Origin of the sequence: Methanolobus tindarius DSM 2278, from assembly GCF_000504205.1 — an archaeon.
Taxonomy (GTDB): Archaea; Halobacteriota; Methanosarcinia; order Methanosarcinales; family Methanosarcinaceae; genus Methanolobus; species Methanolobus tindarius.
Genome location: NZ_AZAJ01000001.1, coordinates 1,897,789 through 1,915,261, shown reverse-complemented (window position 1 = coordinate 1,915,261; position 17,473 = coordinate 1,897,789). Strand labels below are relative to the sequence as shown.

The 17,473-nt window shown below is 42.5% G+C and carries 18 protein-coding genes and 1 tRNA gene; 8 read left to right on the top strand and 11 right to left on the bottom strand.

Annotation, left to right across the window (positions count from 1 at the left end; translation table 11 throughout):
* Nucleotides 1–167 precede the first annotated feature (167 nt).
* The 5 genes from METTI_RS09255 to glnA all read right to left on the bottom strand — a co-directional run bounded on the left by METTI_RS09255 (nt 168) and on the right by glnA (nt 6,041).
* The gene (locus METTI_RS09255) at nt 168–1,190 is read right to left on the bottom strand and encodes a Coenzyme F420 hydrogenase/dehydrogenase, beta subunit C-terminal domain (RefSeq protein WP_023845552.1); all 1,023 of its coding nucleotides are present in this window, start codon (nt 1,188–1,190) and stop codon (nt 168–170) included.
* 5 nt (nt 1,191–1,195) lie between these two features.
* Nucleotides 1,196–1,939, bottom strand: a complete 744-nt coding sequence (locus tag METTI_RS09250) for a GltB/FmdC/FwdC-like GXGXG domain-containing protein (protein ID WP_023845551.1) — start codon at nt 1,937–1,939, stop codon at nt 1,196–1,198.
* A gap of 2 nt (nt 1,940–1,941) precedes the next feature.
* Nucleotides 1,942–3,450, bottom strand: coding sequence for a glutamate synthase-related protein (locus tag METTI_RS09245; RefSeq protein ID WP_023845550.1), 1,509 nt, complete (start codon nt 3,448–3,450; stop codon nt 1,942–1,944).
* Nucleotides 3,447–4,499: a class II glutamine amidotransferase gene (locus tag METTI_RS09240; RefSeq protein ID WP_023845549.1), complete on the bottom strand. Its 1,053-nt coding sequence runs from the start codon at nt 4,497–4,499 to the stop codon at nt 3,447–3,449. Before METTI_RS09240 ends, METTI_RS09245 begins: the two co-directional genes overlap by 4 nt.
* Nucleotides 4,500–4,700: 201 nt before the next feature.
* Nucleotides 4,701–6,041, bottom strand: coding sequence for a type I glutamate--ammonia ligase (gene glnA, locus METTI_RS09235; RefSeq protein WP_023845548.1), 1,341 nt, complete (start codon nt 6,039–6,041; stop codon nt 4,701–4,703).
* A 348-nt stretch (nt 6,042–6,389) separates the two neighbouring features.
* Between glnA and hdrC the strand changes: the two genes are divergently transcribed.
* The 4 genes from hdrC to METTI_RS09215 all read left to right on the top strand — a co-directional run bounded on the left by hdrC (nt 6,390) and on the right by METTI_RS09215 (nt 8,509).
* A complete protein-coding gene (gene hdrC / locus METTI_RS09230; protein ID WP_023845547.1) occupies nt 6,390–6,923 on the top strand; it encodes a CoB--CoM heterodisulfide reductase subunit C in 534 nt (177 codons plus the stop codon).
* Nucleotides 6,920–7,816, top strand: coding sequence for a CoB--CoM heterodisulfide reductase subunit B (gene hdrB / locus METTI_RS09225; protein ID WP_023845546.1), 897 nt, complete (start codon nt 6,920–6,922; stop codon nt 7,814–7,816). Before hdrC ends, hdrB begins: the two co-directional genes overlap by 4 nt.
* A gap of 129 nt (nt 7,817–7,945) precedes the next feature.
* A tRNA-Arg gene (locus tag METTI_RS09220) sits at nt 7,946–8,020 on the top strand.
* A gap of 36 nt (nt 8,021–8,056) precedes the next feature.
* Nucleotides 8,057–8,509, top strand: a complete 453-nt coding sequence (locus METTI_RS09215; RefSeq protein ID WP_023845545.1) for an N-acetyltransferase — start codon at nt 8,057–8,059, stop codon at nt 8,507–8,509.
* Nucleotides 8,510–8,513: 4 nt separating this feature from the next.
* On the opposite strand, the gene METTI_RS09210 is transcribed toward METTI_RS09215, so the two are convergent.
* Both METTI_RS09210 and METTI_RS09205 read right to left on the bottom strand, forming a co-directional pair.
* Nucleotides 8,514–8,969 (bottom strand): GNAT family N-acetyltransferase, encoded by a 456-nt coding sequence (locus METTI_RS09210; RefSeq protein WP_023845544.1) that lies wholly within the window; start codon nt 8,967–8,969, stop codon nt 8,514–8,516.
* Nucleotides 8,966–10,156, bottom strand: coding sequence for a M20 metallopeptidase family protein (locus METTI_RS09205; RefSeq protein ID WP_048135339.1), 1,191 nt, complete (start codon nt 10,154–10,156; stop codon nt 8,966–8,968). Before METTI_RS09205 ends, METTI_RS09210 begins: the two co-directional genes overlap by 4 nt.
* Nucleotides 10,157–10,377: 221 nt before the next feature.
* On the opposite strand from METTI_RS09205, the gene METTI_RS09200 reads away from it, so the two are divergent.
* A complete protein-coding gene (locus tag METTI_RS09200; RefSeq protein ID WP_023845543.1) occupies nt 10,378–11,319 on the top strand; it encodes a nucleotidyltransferase domain-containing protein in 942 nt (313 codons plus the stop codon).
* A gap of 57 nt (nt 11,320–11,376) precedes the next feature.
* On the opposite strand, the gene METTI_RS09195 is transcribed toward METTI_RS09200, so the two are convergent.
* Both METTI_RS09195 and mptA read right to left on the bottom strand, forming a co-directional pair.
* Nucleotides 11,377–11,694: a DUF2098 domain-containing protein gene (locus METTI_RS09195; RefSeq protein ID WP_023845542.1), complete on the bottom strand. Its 318-nt coding sequence runs from the start codon at nt 11,692–11,694 to the stop codon at nt 11,377–11,379.
* Between the two features lie 56 nt (nt 11,695–11,750).
* Complete coding sequence (gene mptA, locus METTI_RS09190; RefSeq protein WP_023845541.1) at nt 11,751–12,707, bottom strand: GTP cyclohydrolase MptA; 957 nt, start codon at nt 12,705–12,707, stop codon at nt 11,751–11,753.
* A gap of 438 nt (nt 12,708–13,145) precedes the next feature.
* Here mptA and METTI_RS09185 point away from each other — a divergent pair, with 438 nt between their 5' ends.
* Both METTI_RS09185 and argB read left to right on the top strand, forming a co-directional pair.
* Nucleotides 13,146–13,436, top strand: coding sequence for a non-histone chromosomal MC1 family protein (locus tag METTI_RS09185; RefSeq protein ID WP_023845540.1), 291 nt, complete (start codon nt 13,146–13,148; stop codon nt 13,434–13,436).
* A 192-nt stretch (nt 13,437–13,628) separates the two neighbouring features.
* On the top strand, nt 13,629–14,522 hold the full coding sequence (gene argB / locus METTI_RS09180; protein ID WP_023845539.1) for an acetylglutamate kinase: 894 nt from the start codon (nt 13,629–13,631) through the stop codon (nt 14,520–14,522).
* Between the two features lie 44 nt (nt 14,523–14,566).
* Here argB and METTI_RS09175 read toward each other — a convergent pair whose 3' ends face one another.
* Both METTI_RS09175 and guaA read right to left on the bottom strand, forming a co-directional pair.
* Nucleotides 14,567–15,607 (bottom strand): archaeosine biosynthesis radical SAM protein RaSEA, encoded by a 1,041-nt coding sequence (locus tag METTI_RS09175; RefSeq protein WP_023845538.1) that lies wholly within the window; start codon nt 15,605–15,607, stop codon nt 14,567–14,569.
* 26 nt (nt 15,608–15,633) lie between these two features.
* Entirely contained in the window at nt 15,634–16,548 is a 915-nt protein-coding gene (gene guaA / locus METTI_RS09170; protein WP_023845537.1) for a glutamine-hydrolyzing GMP synthase, read from the bottom strand.
* 266 nt (nt 16,549–16,814) lie between these two features.
* On the opposite strand from guaA, the gene METTI_RS09165 reads away from it, so the two are divergent.
* Entirely contained in the window at nt 16,815–17,396 is a 582-nt protein-coding gene (locus METTI_RS09165; RefSeq protein ID WP_023845536.1) for a PEF-CTERM sorting domain-containing protein, read from the top strand.
* Nucleotides 17,397–17,473 lie beyond the last annotated feature (77 nt).

Sequence of the window (17,473 nt, the reverse complement as noted above, 5' to 3'; positions counted from 1 at the left end):
GGCTCTTCCTGAAATCCTTATCATCGCGGAAAACCTGACAGATTAATATCTGGAAGTCAGACCGCTTTGATTGAAAAAAGACAGGACACGAGTGCCTATTGCATGGTTAGGAAGAATAGAGGAAGTGGATAGGCACCGTGTCCATAAACATCATTTTTCGTTTTTATTTACTCCTCTGGCATTCGTTCAAGCTTCTTTTTGGAGAGCTTTTCAACCAATTCCAGATTTACATCATCGTTAAGTGACAGTTTTCCGTTGTTTACTGCACTTTCTACAAATTGCTTACCAACGGGGTTGCGTATTATAAGGGTTGTATAACCCTTGGAACTGCCAACTGAACCTGCAGATACATCAGCATCAAGAGCTGTGAAATCAGTACAGATATGACATCCGGGACGTACACAATCATCTACATCTTTCAGGGAGATCACTGTCATACTTCCGTCTTTTAAGGTAATCTCAAGTTTACCCTTGACATCAAAGTGTATGATATCCAGAGGATTTATCTGGCGTTCTGTGATGAGCTTGTCCTGCACGAGTTTCTCATAGTCAAAAGTCTCTGTACAGAAAAGTCCCATTACAAAACGGATATTTTTCCTGAATGGACGCAACAGGTCAAGGTCGCTCTGTCTCATCTGCCTCATAGCCTGTGTAACACAAGGAACACCGACAACTGCTATGTTTGTGAACTTGCGTGTCATAACAGCTTCCTTAAGGGAGGCTACAAGTGGAACCCACCAGTTGTAACGGCTTCCTGCCTGGTGAACCAGTACATCTGTGGAAGTAATCACAGCAGATGAAGGTTTAAGGGTCCACTGGTCTTCAGCAACAGTGACGACCGCATCGATCATGCCTTCTTCAAGAGCATTGGTAAGTATTGCTGTTACAGCACCACCACTCTGTTTTCTTGGAACATTCATCTCAGCCTTTGCGGTCTTGATTTCAAGGTATTCTCCAAGAACCTCAGATGGCGCTTTTTTATTCCTTGGGCATACTTCATAGCATGCACCGCATGGAACTCCGTCATTGACATCCTTGCAGTAACCACTGTTAAGTGGATGTGTGGAGTCTTCTCCTAATTTAAAGTAAATTGCATCTGCCGGGCATACAGCTACACATGCACCACATGCTGCACATTTATCTGTTTCCCAGATTTCTGCCTTAAGATCAAGATAATTTTTACCTGCCATTGTGATCACTCCCATGTGTATTTACCTGCAAATGGCCTGGCGCTTGCAGGGATAATTCTTGAATAGTTCGTGTCTAAGAAAGGAGTAGGGTCTATATCGAACCTACCACAGAACTCTTCTATCACAGGAGACAGCCTTACCAGGTCATCATCGGTAAACTCGACTTTCTTGGCTCCGACACCAAGCAGATTATCATCCACATCGCCCCTTATGACGATCTCTCCGCCGTGTATACCACTGCCGATACCGCGGTCCTGTACTGCCGGTTCATTATCTATACCAAGAACAAGGATCAGCCCGCCAGCCATGTATTCACCAAGGAATGCATGTGATGTACCGCCTATTACGAGAATCGGACGTTTACCCTCATACTCCTTCATGTGAATTCCTCCACGGTAGCCGATGTTTCCTTCCACGAATACCTTTCCGCCACGCATGCTGTGTGCAACAGCATCCCCGGCACTTCCGTGGATTATCAATGAGCCTCTATCCATTGTGTTACCGGGAGCATGTTCTGCATTTCCGAATACTTCGCATTCAGGACCACTCATGAACATTCCGAGGTCCCCACCAGGAACACCATTAATGGTAATTTTTGCGTCGCCTCTTACGCCGTTTCCTATGAAACGCTGTCCAAGAACATTATTGAGCACTATCTCCTTTACTCCGGAAGCTACTGCTGCACGGATCTGTTTATTCAATGGAGAGTAGTGCATACCCTTTACATCTATAACCAAAGGTTCCGCCATCTTCAGGCCCCCATGGATTCTATCTGGAGTACATCAAGTAATCCCTGATCAAGCATGTATCCTCTCAGACGTTCACGGTTGCCGCGCAGACTCTCAATGCTGTTAAGACCTGCTGCACCCATGAGTTCACTCAGTTCAAGTGTCCATGCGTGGATAAGGTTTGCAATATTCTCTGCACCAACATCAGAATCAATACGGCTGACAAGTTCCGGCTTCTGGGTTGCAATACCCCATGGACAGAGTCCACGGTAGCAGTTACCACAAACACGACATCCCAGTGCTATAAGTGAAGCAGTTCCGATATAGACTGCATCAGCACCAAGTGCTATGGACTTTGCAAGGTCACCACTGTTGCGTATACCACCACTGGCTATGATGGAAACCTCGTTCCTGATACCCTGGTCGTTGAGCTTCTGGTCTACTGCAGCAACTGCTGCTTCAATCGGGATACCTACGTTGTCCCTGAATACCTTTGGTGCTGCACCTGTACCACCCTTAAAACCATCAATTACAACAGCATCTGCAGATGATCTTGCGATACCTGCTGCAATTGCGGCTACATTGTGTACTGCAGCTATCTTTACGAAGACAGGCTTTTCCCAGTTTGTGGCTTCCTTAAGACTGCGCACAAGTTGGGCAAGGTCTTCTATACTGTAAATATCATGATGAGGAGCAGGACTGATTGCGTCAGAACCCAGTGGAATCATACGTGTGCATGATACATCTGCACAGACCTTTTCTCCTGGAAGGTGACCGCCAATACCTGGTTTTGCACCCTGACCCACCTTGATCTCAATTGCTGCGCCGCGCTCCAGATAGTCAATATCCACACCAAAACGTCCTGATGCGATCTGAACTATTGAATGATCCTGATATGGATAGATCGCCTCGTGCATTCCTCCTTCACCTGTTCCCATGAAGGTTCCAGTCTTCTTTACTGCCTTTGCAATACTGAGCTGGGCTGGAAGACTGATAGCACCATAGCTCATGTGACCGACCATAATAGGGGTGTCGAGTTTAAGATTCGGAGTCAGTTTGGTCTTAAGATCAATGTCTCCATTGTTCTTTGTAAATTCGAGTTTTGCAGGCTTCTTTCCAATGTATGTCCTCAGTTCCATTGGTTCTCTCAGAGGATCGATACTTGGGTTTGTTACCTGACATGCGTCAAGTAACAGCCTGTCAAATATAATAGGATAATCAACTGCATTACCCATTCCCGCAAGGATAATCTTTCCTGTACGTGCCTGGTTAATAACATCTTCACGTGCTTCAACTGTCCAGAGCGGATGACTGCGGTAGTCAACTGGCCTCTCCTTGAGCATAATTGCGTCCCTTGGACACATGGAAATACAGCGGTGGCATGCAGTACATTTGCGTGAGTCTATGAGGATCTTGTCATCCTCTACTCTGTAAACACCATAGGAACAGTTATCGACACAGCGCATACATTTCATACACTGATCGCGATCGATGTTGATCTTGTACTTGAGTGGTACACTACCGAGACTCATTCTACAACCCTCCCGATAACAGGTTCTCCTGCCCTTGGCATGTATATTGTATCTACATCGGGGTCCATTGTACGAATTGCTGCCTCTTCACTTGAGATGTAAAGTTTTGAGCCGTTCTCTCCTACAATAAGAGGGCGCAGCTTAATCCTGTCTGTGAAGCCTACAATTCCGTCCTTTGTTGCAACAACAATTGCAAAAGGACCATTCATCAGAGCAGGGCCGTATGTAAGGCGAAGTGCCTTCATGAATTCTTCCTTCTTTTCTGGCATCTCGTCTATCTCATCCCAGAATGGAGGAGCAAGTGCCTCAACTACCATTTCTGATGGAAGACCGTGTTTTCTGCCAAGAAGGTCAAAAAGATAAGCTACTACTTCTGTGTCAGTTAACATTGTACACTGGTAACCATGACCTTCAACGTATCTACGATTTGTACCATATGATGTAATTTCACCATTGTGAACAACTGACCAGTCAAGCAGATTGAACGGGTGAGCCCCTCCCCACCAACCGGATGTATTTGTTGGATAGCGGTTGTGAGCGAGCCATATGTAACCTTCATAATCCTCAATTCTGTAAAAGTTTGCTACATCCTCAGGCCATCCTGAAGCTTTAAAGACTCCAAGGTTCTTACCAGATGAGAAAACAAGAGCACCTTCAATCTCTGAATTGATCTTCATCACAAGATTTGTGACATTATCATCATCAGGATTTGTGGTTCCAACCATAAGGTCAGCATAAGGTTTGAAGAAATATCTCCATGGTATGTGTTCTTTCTTGAGACCTGGCTGTTCATAGGTTGGGATCTCTTCCTGATGAACTATCCTTCCCCACTGTTTAAGTATTGCGTCAACCTTGGTCTTTGGTTCTAACAGATTATCAAAAAATACGTGGATGGCATAGCAGTCAGCATAATCAGGATAAATGCCATATGCTACATATCCTGCGCCTTCTCCACTTCCTCTTTCATCCATCAGACTTAGAGCTCTCTTAATATGTGAGCCGTCCATTCTGGACATGGTCCGATCGATTACGCCTATAATTCCGCACATGTTGATCACTATGAGTATTTAGTCTTGGGGCTATGAGATAGTATTTACCTGATATGAACTTAACCATGCAAAAATTCGTTCAGGAAAAGCCCGGTTTTTCGTGAACAACTTATATTCACGTTTTATCAGCCTGAAAAGCAGCTGACCGAAGTATATGGAAATATCGTTTAAATAAAGTGAAAGTAAGGGAAAAGATTCCCCTTACAGTATGCTTAGGTATGTGTCAAGTTCCCACTGGTGGACCTGAGCCTTGTAGTCATCCCACTGAGCTTTCTTTGACTCAATGTAGTTCTCAAAGACGTGTTCTCCAATTACACCCTTTACGAATTCGCTAGCTGCCATGAGGTCGATAGCTTCCTTAAGGTTGCCTGGGAGGGACTCAATTCCTCTTGCTTCTCTGTCTTCCTCGGTGAGCTTGAAGATGTTAACATCAGTTGATGCTGGTGCTTCCATTCCCTTCTCAATACCGTCAAGACCTGCACTGAGCATTGCAGCGAATGCAAGGTATGGATTACATGCTGGGTCTGGGCATCTGAGCTCTACCCTTGTACCCTTACCCCTAGATGCAGGTATTCTGATAAGGGAACTGCGGTTTGATGCAGACCATGTACAGTAAATAGGTGCCTCATATCCTGGTACAAGCCTCTTGTATGAATTGACAGTTGAGTTTGTGATAGCTGCAAATTCACGGATGTGAGTAAGAAGACCTGCAATGTACTGCTTTGCAGTTATTGAGAGCTGGTCAGATGTGCTTGGGTCATAGAATGCGTTCTCTCCGTCCTTCATGAGGGACTGGTTGGAGTGCATACCTGAACCGTTTACACCAAAGAGTGGTTTGGGCATGAATGTTGCGTAGTAGCCCATGTGTGCTGCAATGGATTTTACAACATACTTGAATGTTACAATGTTGTCACATGTGGTAAGTACATCACCGAATCTGAAATTGATCTCGTGCTGTGATGGAGCTACCTCGTGGTGGGATGCTTCAATCTTGAATCCCATTTCCTCAAGAGCGAAGTCGATTGCTCTCCTGACATCCTGTGCTTTGTCAAGAGGTGCAAAGTCGAAATATCCTCCCTGGTCTGTGAGGTTTGTGGTTGGGTGACCTTTCTCATCGAGCTCGAAGAGGAAGAACTCAAGTTCTGGACCGATATTCATTGTGTATCCTTTTTCGGCTGCCTTTTCAATTGCCTGTTTGAGGACATACCTAGGATCACCTTCGAATGGCTTACCGTTTGGCCTGTATACATCACCAATGATACGAGCGACTGCGCCTTCCTGTGGTCTCCATGGGAGAATCCTGAAGGTTGTTGGGTCTGGCATGAGAATCATATCGGATTCTTCGATCCTTGTGAAACCTTCGATTGATGAACCATCGAACATTACACCGTTCTCAAATGCACCTTCGAGATCTTCTGCAGGGATTGCCCAGCTTTTGATCATACCCATTGTGTCGGTAAACTGGATTCTAATGAATTTAACATCGCACTCTTTTACAGTCTGTAAAACTTCTTCCTTTGTTGCTGGATTTGCTATTACCATTTTGACTACTCCTCTATTCACTAAGGGGTGTGAGTAACCCATTACCTATCAGGTCATATATATAAATTACTATTTGGTATGAACTAAACACACCACTCTCCAAAAAATAAAAAAAGCGAATATTATTAAAATCTTATCCATTAATTGATATAAAAATATGCGTGAACAAATTTCCGGAAAATAATGAATCGCATTGAAAGATAATATGTTGATCCCTTAAAATACGACTGATAAAAGTTAAAAGATAGAAATAAGGACATTTATGCCACAGGTTGCCGCAACTATTGCCAAGCTTCGGAAACTTTATCAGCATTGCAAAAATAATAATTTTAACAGGCAGGAGCAAACATGGACGAAATACCAGAGGAGTACTCAAATATAAAAAAACAATTGAGAGAAGCATCTACTAACGCTCTCCGTTGCATGCAATGTGGAGTTTGCAGCAGTAGTTGCCCGTCCGGAAGGCATACCAGTCTTAATATCCGCAAACTTGTGAAAATTGCAGGCAGAAATCCGGACATAATAAAAAATGAAGAAGTATGGATGTGCACGACCTGCTACAACTGCCAGGAAAGATGTCCACGTGGAATTGATATCGTAGATACATTACTGAACATAAGATCAATTTCAGCCCAGCATGGAATTATTTTTCCCGAACACAGAGAAGTCTGCCAGATGCTTATCAAATACGGGCATGCAGTCCCCATTAATGATCAAAACAAAATTAAAAGAACAGAGATAGGTCTGGAAGAACTGCCGGAAACCGTACATAAATACACAGATTCACTTAACGAAGTAAAAAAACTTCTTACGTCATGTGGTTTTGAGATATTCACTGAAAAGAATACAGACTATAATGAGAATACGGAGAAAACAGCATGAAAGGATTGTCACTTTTCCTCGGATGCCTTGTGCCCAACAGGTATCCCGGCATTGAACTTGCCACCAAATTATGTCTTGCCACATTAGACATTGACTGCAGCGATCTTCCAGGTGCATCCTGTTGTCCTGCCCCGGGAGTGTTCCGTTCTTTCGATAAAAGTTCCTGGCTCACACTTGCAAGTCGCAATATAGTCCTTTCAGAAGAAATGGAAAGAGATATCCTCACAATATGCAACGGGTGTTTTAGCACACTTGCTGATGCAAACCACATTATCCAGAAAGATGAACTGGCAAAAGATGAGGTGAATTCTCATCTGCAAAAGATAGGCAGGGAAGTTAAAGGCAATATTGATGTCAGACATATAATAGAGTATCTTTATCAGGAGTTTGGGACAGAAAAGATCAGTTCATTTGTGCAAAGGCCGCTGGACATCAGAATTGCAGTCCATTATGGTTGTCACTTGATTAAGCCTACAAAAGAAAGAGGGCTTGGAGGTTCTGAAAGGCCTGCATTCTTTGATGAACTTATAACTGCACTTGGTGCAACAAGTGTGGAATACCCGGACAAGATGGCATGCTGTGGAGCTGGCGGAGGTGTTCGTTCTGCTATGAAAGAAAGATCTCTGAAAATGACAGAGGCAAAACTTGCAAAAATACAGGAAGCAGGTGTGGACTGTATAGTAAACTCATGCCCTTTCTGCCACATGCAGCTTGACAGCGGCCAGGATGAAATCAAGGAGCTAACAGGAACTGAATTTGAAATACCAGTACTCCACTACACACAACTTCTTGGAATTGCACTTGGATTGCCCCCCGAACTGCTTGGAATTGACACGGGCATTGAAAAGAACAGGAAACTCATGGAACTTCTGGACTCCCGGATAGAATCATAGAATCCTATAACAATTCTTGATTCCTGATTTTAGAAAATATACAATAAAAATCAATTGGTTTCCCTGCGAGAAAGGTTTTTCACCAATAACTTTAAGATATTGAATGTTATTACGTGAGTAGCACAACATGAGCGTGTGGCCTAGTCAGGATATGGCGGCAGCCTCCTAAGCTGCAAGCCGGGGGTTCAAATCCCTTCACGCTCGCTATTTCTCTTTTTAACAATTACCGGAGATTGATAGTTGATAATAAGAAAGGCTAAAGTTAATGATATTCCTGCAATTAAAAGCATCATAGACATCTACGCAAAACAGGAGATGATGCTCCCCCGTTCATTGAGCGAGCTGTATGAATTTACTCGCAGTTTTCACGTCTGCGAGATTGACGGGGAAATAATCGGGTGCTGTGCCCTTCAGGTTAGCTGGGAGGACATGGCAGAAGTTTTATCATTTGCAGTTAAGAAGGAATACAGAGACAAAGGCATCGGAACAAAACTTGTCAAAGCCTGTCTGGAAGAATCAGATGAACTTGGAATAAACAAAGTGTTCACACTAACTTATGCAGTTCCTTTCTTTGAAAAACAGGGATTTGAGATAATAGACAAGCAGATGCTTCCACATAAAGTATGGACCGGATGCATCAAGTGTCCCAAATTCCCGAACTGCGATGAAGTAGCAATGATGAAAGAAGTATGAAACATCATTCACTTTTATCTGATTGCAGGGACTTTTCAAAATAAACCGTCCCACTCTCTTCTTTTACTACTGAAAAACCATTTTTAAGGTAGATAGATATGGCTTTTTTCAGAGAAGAATCTGTTTTCAGCTTAACCTTAGTATAATTAATCTCAGCATAATTCAGGGCTTTCTGAAAAAGAGTAAAACCGAGACCTTCACCCCTGCACTCTTTTTTTACATAAAGTCTTTTAATCTCACATACATCTGAGCCAATATTCTTTACTGCAGATGTCCCTACAATTTCATCATCTGAAAGACACATAAAAAAAGCACCGCCTTTTTCAAGATATATTCCCTGAATATCATCGAGATCAAAATCCTTAACCGGATCATAATCAAAACCTTCTCCGGCAAGTACAGCTATTACAAATGACTTTACCATTGAAGAATATTCATTTGAGAACGGCAAAACAATCATTCAAGATATTCCCCGGAGTTTTTAAGGAAATCCATTGCCACAGAATACAACAATTCCACACCATGTAGCAACACGTCTTCATCAATATCAAAACTTGAAGAATGATTCCCTTCCACGATTCCTTTTTCAATATTTCTTGTGCCTATTATTGCATACATACCTGGAACTTCCTGCAGGTAGTAAGCAAAATCTTCTGCACCGAATATTGGTTTTGCATGGGTGTTTACTTGTTCAAATTTACTTTTAAGAAGTAAAGAGGCTCTTTCTGTGAAAAGCGGATCATTAAAAAGTACAGGATAACCACGATAAACATTCAGGTCATATGAAGGAACTCCTTCCAGATCCGCCATTGTATACGAATGCATTAGCGAATCAAGCAAATCGTACATTATCTGTTCTATAATATCAATGTCATTATCATCAAACGTCCTGAAACTACCAACAAGTTCAAGTTCATCAGGGGTTCTGTTGAATTGCTTACCACTGTTCACAGTACCAAATCCGAGTACATGATCGGAAATATCCACTTTCCGGGAAACAGCAGGCTTTAAAGCAGAAATAAACTCAGCAGCAATCTGAATCGGGTCGATGCACATATCGGGTGTTGCATGGTGACCGCCTTTTCCGAATATCTTTAAAGTGAACCGGTTGGAACTTGCCATTAAAGGCCCGGAGCGCACGTTTATCTGACCTACATCCACATCACCAAAAATATGCAATCCGATTATAGCATCCACACCTTCCAGGCCGCCTTCCTCTATTACCCTGATAGCGCCCCCTGGAGGGACTTCTTCTGCTGGCTGAAAAATGAATCTGACAGTACCGCATATTTTCTTTCGATTCTCTTTCACCATGCGGGCAACACCCAGAACAATAGCCATGTGCCCGTCATGACCGCAAGCATGCATGACACCAGGATTCTGGGAAATATATTCATGGTTTTCTGGAGAAGGCACCTCGTGTGCCGCAAGGGCATCAATATCAGAACGTATGGCAATGCATGGACCGGAAGAAGCGCCTCTAACTTCTGCAATTACACCCGTATCAGCGATCTTTCTGCAATCTATCCCGAGTTCCCTCAGTACGGACATTATCCTTGACTGCGTACCGTACTCATGAAAACTGAGCTCCGGATTTTGGTGGAACTCTCTTCGGATCTCACGTACCCATTTTTCAAATGATTGCAAATTTTATCACCATTCATGCAGACATATTTTTAAAAATTACAAATATAGAAACCATTGTAGAAACCACTTCAGAGACTATCAACATAAAACCATAGATAGACATGTTGCTGAAGTATATATTAGATTTTATCTGAGCAGAACGTGGAGAATAAAAGTCGTACTATTTTTATGTGAAAAGGCAGTTACCTGTACAGAGTTGAATACTAACAGGAAGGCTAAATATGACAAAAACAAGACTCAGGGATTTCCTTGTAACAGAAGATGACTGGATCTTTGCAGTTTCCGATTATTTCCACCCACATGGAGTCAGGTCCACATTAAGGTACGTGCCGGATGAAAACGGAGAGCGCGAACTTGACGGGAAACACTACAAGAAATATGATTTTGATGTTGCTTTTGATTTTATGCGCCAGAACCGCCCTGAATGGGTAGAAGATGTACATGTAGTCCCTGAAGATAAAATCAAAAAAGTACTTCCCCCATCAAGTGCCATCGAAAAGTGGTACGGTGTTGACAGCAGAGTGACAGTTGTTGTGGACACCCTTGAAAAAGCCGGAATCAGCAGGGATATGATGGGAATAACAGGATCACTCCTGCCGGGACTTCAGAACGAAGGTTCAGACATTGATTTTGTTGTTTACGGTGAACAGTGGTTCGTTGCAAGGGATGCTATCGCAAAAGCAAAATCAGAAGATGGGCCTATAGAGGATATAGATTTGAACATGTGGAAACGTATATACAATAAGCGCATCCCGGAGATATCTTTTGAAGAATTTATGGTCCACGAGAAGAGAAAAGGAAATCGTGGAATGGTAGAAGGTACTTATTTTGATCTTCTTTTTGTCAGGGACTGGGAACAGATTAAGCACCCTACTCAGAGAGGCGAGGACATTGGCACAATGAAGATAGAAGCAAAAGTTACAAATGCCGATCTTGCATTTGATGCCCCTTCTGTTTACAAAGTGGACCACGATGAAATTGACCATGTGCTTTCGTATACTCACACTTATGCAGGACAAGCTCTTGAAGGAGAGACCATTGAAGCTCAAGGTGTTGTGGAACAGGTAGGAGACATCAAAAGACTTGTAGTTGGCACTTCCAGGGAACCAAAGGGCGAATGGATTCGTTCACTTACACTGCTTGAAAAAGAAAGATTTATTTGAGATACAAAATTAGAAACCAATTTTAATTTTAAATTTTAAAAAAGACATAAAGGCGGTTTAGCCACCGCCTGTTACCTGGCCGATATCATAACCAGCCTCATTTTCGGCATTATAAGAACGCATATAAGATTCTGCAGCCTCTGCAGAGGTGCGCTCTTTCATTTCACCTTTTAGTTCACTTTCATCTGTAATGACAAGTACCTCCGGCTTATAGAACAAGCCGGTACTGTCAAGTAATACCCAGACACCTTCTTCATCTTTAGTAAGATCGGTAACTATTCCCACAGTACCTGTGTTCAGGTATCTAACAACAGAACCAACTTCAATGGGACTGCCATCCATACTTAAAGCCTCGATCTTTTCTGAATCGTCCACAATATAACTCCTTAAATCGTTACTTTGAAGATATATGAGCCTTACAGATTTAATAGTTAAGCATCCTGAGCGATCTCAAGACGAAGATCACCAATGGTTGCAACCCTTTCGGCAAAGGCGTTGTGCCTGTGGATACTTTCTTCATTTATCTGCTTGATAGTGATAACTGCTTCATCAGGAAGATGTTCGAAGTCTTTGACAACATTCTTTGCCATTGTTCTGACACAGTCCTCAACAAACTTTGGATTATTGTGAGCAGTCTGAACAACATTTGCCTCATCAGCCCTTTTAAGAAGCTCAAAGACACTTGCACTCATTGACTTTTCGATAATTTCAATGATTCTCTCGAGTGAAACATAAACGTTTCCGATAACTTCGATTGAGATTATACCGCGTCCACGCTGGTTGTGTGTTGCCATTGGGACCCTGTGAAGGAACTCTGCAATGTGCTTGTTATCAACACCGATATTCTCGAGTTCCTGCCTTGCGTTATCCCTCATGATTTCCTGGGCACATGGACATGCAGTCATCCCTACAACTTCAGCACCGATGAGTTTCTTAACTTTCATGTTTTCTACATCTTCACGCATTGCGATAGCTTCAGCAAAGATATCAACAACTTCCTGGCATTCCATCTTTGTTGAAGGGGATTCTCTTTTGAGAACATACTCACTTTTAAGAATTACTTCTGCGCGGGTTGCGTATTCATGACGCTTCAAAAGGCTCTGGGCAACATCACTGCAAAGCTGTTCGATTTCATAGACAGGCATGTTTACTGCCTTCTCGAGAACTTCATCGACAGCCTCAAAGTTACGTGAGAGGTTTGCACCTTTCAGGTGTGATGGCAAATCTACAAAAATATCAAAGGTACAGATGAGGATTACCGGACGCTTGTCCCTCCTTTTAATCTGTACGAGTTTTTTTACGTTAGTAACACCGACGCGTGTCAGGTTAATGGGTATCTGGGGCTTGTTAGCCTGTATATCTGGTAATTTGACAACCGGGACTTCCATAATTATACCTCTAAAATCAAGTAAAGGATGAGGATCCGGTCTGCAAATACAGATACCGGATAGTAATTATATCATGGTGAAAGGGATTCATTACATGTAAATGTTGTGTTACAGCCCTGGAATGGTAAAAGAAAAGAAAATAGAAATATAAGAATATAATAAGTTATAATGCGGCAACCGATTGCATAAATAATATAAATCACTAACGGTTTACAAATCAAGTTAACTTGACATGTTGCCACATACCGCTCTGATAACTGAAGCTACTTTTGCAAAATTATATAAAAATACACCCATATTCTGCCGAAATAATTGCTCTAAATAGTAGTAAATACTACAAAACGAGAACAAAAGACGACATTAAAAGAAAAATATATATACCTTATATACTAAATACGGTTAGCAGATGTAATCGCATAATGATTACGAGGTGACATCATGTCTGAAACAAGAAATTTTGTGTTAAGAGACAAGAAAGGAAATGAGCACGGGGTATTCACTGGAAAGCAGCCAAGACAGGCAGCTTTGAAGGTGGCAAACAGAGGTAAAGGTAAGAAGTCAAAGCCAGAGGAGATTAGACTCCGCGAGCGTGGAACAAAGAAAGTACACGTATTCAAGGGATGGAAAGAAATTGTCGACGCTCCAAAGAACAAGCCAGACTGGATGCCTGACAAGATAAACAAACCATTCGTAAAGAAGGTCGGCATCGAGAAACTCGAGAAAGTCTGATTTTCATAAAAGACCCAACTACGGGTCTTTTGTTTTACTTTCCAGATTCTGGTTTTTATTCAATAAACAGCTATAAACAACTGGATTCTTTGTAGCAGTAACTATTTTTAAATCAATTGAGCATATTAACAGAGAGCTCCGGCTATTATTTGATGACTAGCCGAATCCAGAAAATAATCATAGGTAAACATCATGACACTTAATCGAGAGAATGTACTGATCGAAGCATTGCCATACATAAGAGATTTTTATGACTCCATAATGGTGATCAAGGTCGGTGGTCACGCAATGGTCAATCCTGAAGTAATGAGCGATATCATACAGGACGTAGTCCTTTTGAGATTCGTAGGAATCCATCCCATAATCGTGCATGGAGGAGGACCTGAAATTTCAGAAAAGATGAAACGGATGGGCAAGGAATCTCAATTTGTAGGCGGCCTGCGGGTAACAGACGATGAAACTCTTGAGATAGCACGCATGGTTCTTGTAGGAAACATCAATACGGAAATCGTTGCGCTCATAGGCAAGCACGGCGGAAAAGGAGTCGGACTCTCAGGCAAGGATGGAAAAACCATCATAGCCAAAAAGAAGCCATCCCAAAAAGTAATGATCGAGGATGTGGAGCATGAAGTAGACCTCGGCTGGGTGGGTGATACCGAGATAATCAACACCGAGCTTATTAATATACTCATAAAAGAAGACTACATCCCGGTAATCTCACCAATTGCCATGGACATCAACGGAAAAGCCCTGAACATAAATGCTGATACCGTTGCAGGAGATATTGCTGCTGCGCTGAAAGCTAAAAAACTCATATTGATGACAGACGTCCCCGGTCTTCTCAAAGACATTAATGACAGAAGCTCACGCATATCCAGAGTTGCCATTGAGGATATAGAGGAACTGGTTGACAGTGGGCTAATATCCGGCGGAATGATACCTAAAATGAGGAGTGCCGCAACATCAGTTACCAGCGGTGTCGAAAAGATTCACATTATCGATGGAAGCGTCTCACACTCAATATTACTTGAGTTATTCACTGACACCGGAATCGGAACAATGGTATTTAAAAGAGAAGATGAGTGAAAACTCATCTTAAGATTTCATTTTCAAATAAAAAACCAATCAAATCAATCGAGGATCGGACTGCCGAAGGTGTGGTCTTCCAGTTCCAGAACCTGCTCCCATAGATCTTTGCAATCACAGGACAAATGCTCAAAGCATGATAAATCCTGCGTCAATGAGAACAACCTTATTGCATCGGCAACATCGTGACTGCATTCCCTGCAATTATGTGGTCCTCTTTTTGAACCTGCACCAACCGGGTCGGATGTAATTATCATATCAGGAAACTCTGCCTTTGTTCTCTGAAGAATGTCTACAATGCTCCAGAGCCATGGCGAACGATATTGTTTCCTGTCCCAGAGATATTCAACATAAGTTCCTCGCTGGACATTACAGAGATTAATTGAAAATGTATCAGTGTACTCTGCCGAATCACGGACAGTCTGAACAATATCTTCAAGGGCCTCTTTTTCTGAAAGGAACAGAGGTTTAAGCATAAGATACGACTTTACGGTTGCACCGTTTTCCCTGGCTGCAATCGCTGCATCTGCAAAGTTCTGGAAACTAAAGCCTTTATTGATAGATTGCTTGCGTATGACATCAGAACTTGTCTCAAGACCCATTGCAACTTCAAAGTCCGTGTTCTTAAGAACTGAAACACAATCCTTCACATTTTCTTCGGTCACAAACTCAGGACGAGTCTCTGCCAGAACTTTGACAATCCTTTCATCGCCGTCCAGCTTTTCAAGTATCCTGTGCCTTACCTCAATGGGAATCTCCTTTGTGTCAAGGAAACTACCGGAGGTAAATATCTTGACCATGAAACGGTCATAGTCTGAAACTTTCCTCATTGCCTTTTCGAGCTGTGCCATCAGGTCATCATCTGAAGGTACGTCCTGTGCGCTGTCATAGACATAACCGCACATGGTACAGCCGCCTGCCTTGCCCCACCAGCATCCGGAGGTCTTAAAGATAATAGTAATAGTATCTATCTCACCGGATTCAATGACATCCTTCCCAGTCCATGAGGCTGCAGGAACATCTAAAGGAGAGGGTTTTATCCTCTGGCGATTTCGAATATCAAGAACTGCTTTGTTGAGTGACATTTATCTTGCTCTGGTAAATTAGATGATTACTCGAACTCGATTGTTGCAGGTGGCTTTGGAGTAAGGTCATAAAGTACTCTTGCAACTGAAGGAATCTCAGCGGTGATCCTTGATTCAATCTTCCTGAGGACACTCCATGGGAGTTCCATTGCCTCTGCAGTCATTCCATCTCTTGAACCGACTGCCCTGACAGCAACAATCCAGCCATGGACCCTGACGTCACCTTTCACACCGGTTCCCTTTCCGACAATTGCGGCAAAGGTCTGCCATGGATGGAACTGTTCAACGAGTTCTTCCTCAACGATTGCATTGGCTTCCCTTACAGCGTCAACAAGCTCTTCGGTTACCTCGCCAACAATCCTTACGGAAAGTCCAGGTCCCGGGAATGGCATTCTCTCAGATATCTCGTGTGGAAGCTCAAGTGCACGGGCAACTTCACGAACCTCATCTTTGTAAAGGTCATCTATAGGCTCTACAATTGCCTTGAAGTCCATAACTGATGGAAGGCCGCCTACATTATGGTGGGACTTGATTCCGCCTTCTGATTCAATTCTGTCCGGGTAGATGGTTCCCTGAATGAGATATTCAGCCTTGATTAATTTTGCTTCTTCCTCAAAAACACGAATAAATGCCTCACCAACTGCCTTGCGCTTCTCTTCAGGATCATCGAGACCTGCAAGTGCTGAAAGGAAACGGTCTTTTGCGTCTACGACCTCAAGGTTCATGTCGGAGAATATTTCCTTTATTCTCTCAGTCTCACCTTTACGCATGAGACCTGTGTCAATGTAAATTGGTGTAAGTTTGTCACCGATGGCACGATGTGCAAGTATTGCGCAGACTGAACTGTCCACACCACCAGAGAGTGCTATGATGGCTTTTCCATCTATCTGCTTCTGGATTTTATCTATTGCTTTAGGAATGAATTTGTCTACTTTTACCATGAATGAGAACTCCGATTATAAGATTACTATGAATTTTACCCTGAAATAGTGTTTCGTACATATTAATGCTCGCCCGGAGATAAGAGCCTTACCGGAGAAAAATAAAAAGTATTTACAAAATAGCCTACCATGTACCGAATTTGATTATTTAGAAAAATTGTTGCTTAACATTGTTTCTTATTCTAATATATTCTCGAAATATAAATAGAAAATATTGAAGAGTTCATACTGCATACGTGGCAGTTTTTAATCAAAGGGGTTTTAGAATGAGAAAAATTATAGTTATTTTATTGAGTTTATTAGCCTTGTTTGTAGTCGTTGCAGGCGCAAATGGAGGTTGTGCTAATTGCGATTATGGATGTGACTGTGAAGGCGTGGTCATCACTTTTGAAGACACAACATGCGGAGAAACAATAGGAACACAGTACAATGGAGTTACGTTTGAACCTGCAATGTCCGGAAGCGCATCAAACGGTAACAAAGTAGCAGAATTCACAGAAACAACAACTATTAGTTTCTTCCCGGAAGTTTCCTGCGTGAGCTTTAAACATAGTAGCTATGCAGGGACTCAAGCTACAGCATACGATAATCAGGGAAATGTAGTTGATACAGCATCAGGAGGAAATTTGTTTATTCCTGAAATTATAGAATTAGCGTCTAACGGAGACAGTTGCATATCCTACATTACAATTACCTACCAGGAAACAGGATATGCTGAGTTTGCATGGATCGATAACCTGAAGTTCTGCACATGCCAGAGAGAGGAGATTCCGGAGTTCCCAACTATTGCCATACCAATGCTAGCTATAATAGGTCTTGCACTTGTTATGCAGCGCAGAAGAGAATAAACAGGAATGATTTCAGGGAAAATATCCCCTCCTCTTTTTCTCCTGAAATCATCCATTACCCCCTCTTTTTTGATTCT

What these genes read in the sequence shown, in the direction of transcription:
- METTI_RS09255 (WP_023845552.1), bottom strand. Translation starts at nt 1,190, where the DNA reads ATGGCAGGTAAAAATTATCTTGATCTTAAGGCAGAAATCTGGGAAACA.
- METTI_RS09250 (WP_023845551.1), bottom strand. Translation starts at nt 1,939, where the DNA reads ATGGCGGAACCTTTGGTTATAGATGTAAAGGGTATGCACTACTCTCCA.
- METTI_RS09245 (WP_023845550.1), bottom strand. Translation starts at nt 3,450, where the DNA reads ATGAGTCTCGGTAGTGTACCACTCAAGTACAAGATCAACATCGATCGC.
- METTI_RS09240 (WP_023845549.1), bottom strand. Translation starts at nt 4,499, where the DNA reads ATGTGCGGAATTATAGGCGTAATCGATCGGACCATGTCCAGAATGGAC.
- glnA (WP_023845548.1), bottom strand. Translation starts at nt 6,041, where the DNA reads ATGGTAATAGCAAATCCAGCAACAAAGGAAGAAGTTTTACAGACTGTA.
- hdrC (WP_023845547.1), top strand. Translation starts at nt 6,390, where the DNA reads ATGGACGAAATACCAGAGGAGTACTCAAATATAAAAAAACAATTGAGA.
- hdrB (WP_023845546.1), top strand. Translation starts at nt 6,920, where the DNA reads ATGAAAGGATTGTCACTTTTCCTCGGATGCCTTGTGCCCAACAGGTAT.
- METTI_RS09210 (WP_023845544.1), bottom strand. Translation starts at nt 8,969, where the DNA reads ATGATTGTTTTGCCGTTCTCAAATGAATATTCTTCAATGGTAAAGTCA.
- METTI_RS09200 (WP_023845543.1), top strand. Translation starts at nt 10,378, where the DNA reads ATGACAAAAACAAGACTCAGGGATTTCCTTGTAACAGAAGATGACTGG.
- mptA (WP_023845541.1), bottom strand. Translation starts at nt 12,707, where the DNA reads ATGGAAGTCCCGGTTGTCAAATTACCAGATATACAGGCTAACAAGCCC.
- METTI_RS09185 (WP_023845540.1), top strand. Translation starts at nt 13,146, where the DNA reads ATGTCTGAAACAAGAAATTTTGTGTTAAGAGACAAGAAAGGAAATGAG.
- argB (WP_023845539.1), top strand. Translation starts at nt 13,629, where the DNA reads ATGACACTTAATCGAGAGAATGTACTGATCGAAGCATTGCCATACATA.
- METTI_RS09175 (WP_023845538.1), bottom strand. Translation starts at nt 15,607, where the DNA reads ATGTCACTCAACAAAGCAGTTCTTGATATTCGAAATCGCCAGAGGATA.
- guaA (WP_023845537.1), bottom strand. Translation starts at nt 16,548, where the DNA reads ATGGTAAAAGTAGACAAATTCATTCCTAAAGCAATAGATAAAATCCAG.
- METTI_RS09165 (WP_023845536.1), top strand. Translation starts at nt 16,815, where the DNA reads ATGAGAAAAATTATAGTTATTTTATTGAGTTTATTAGCCTTGTTTGTA.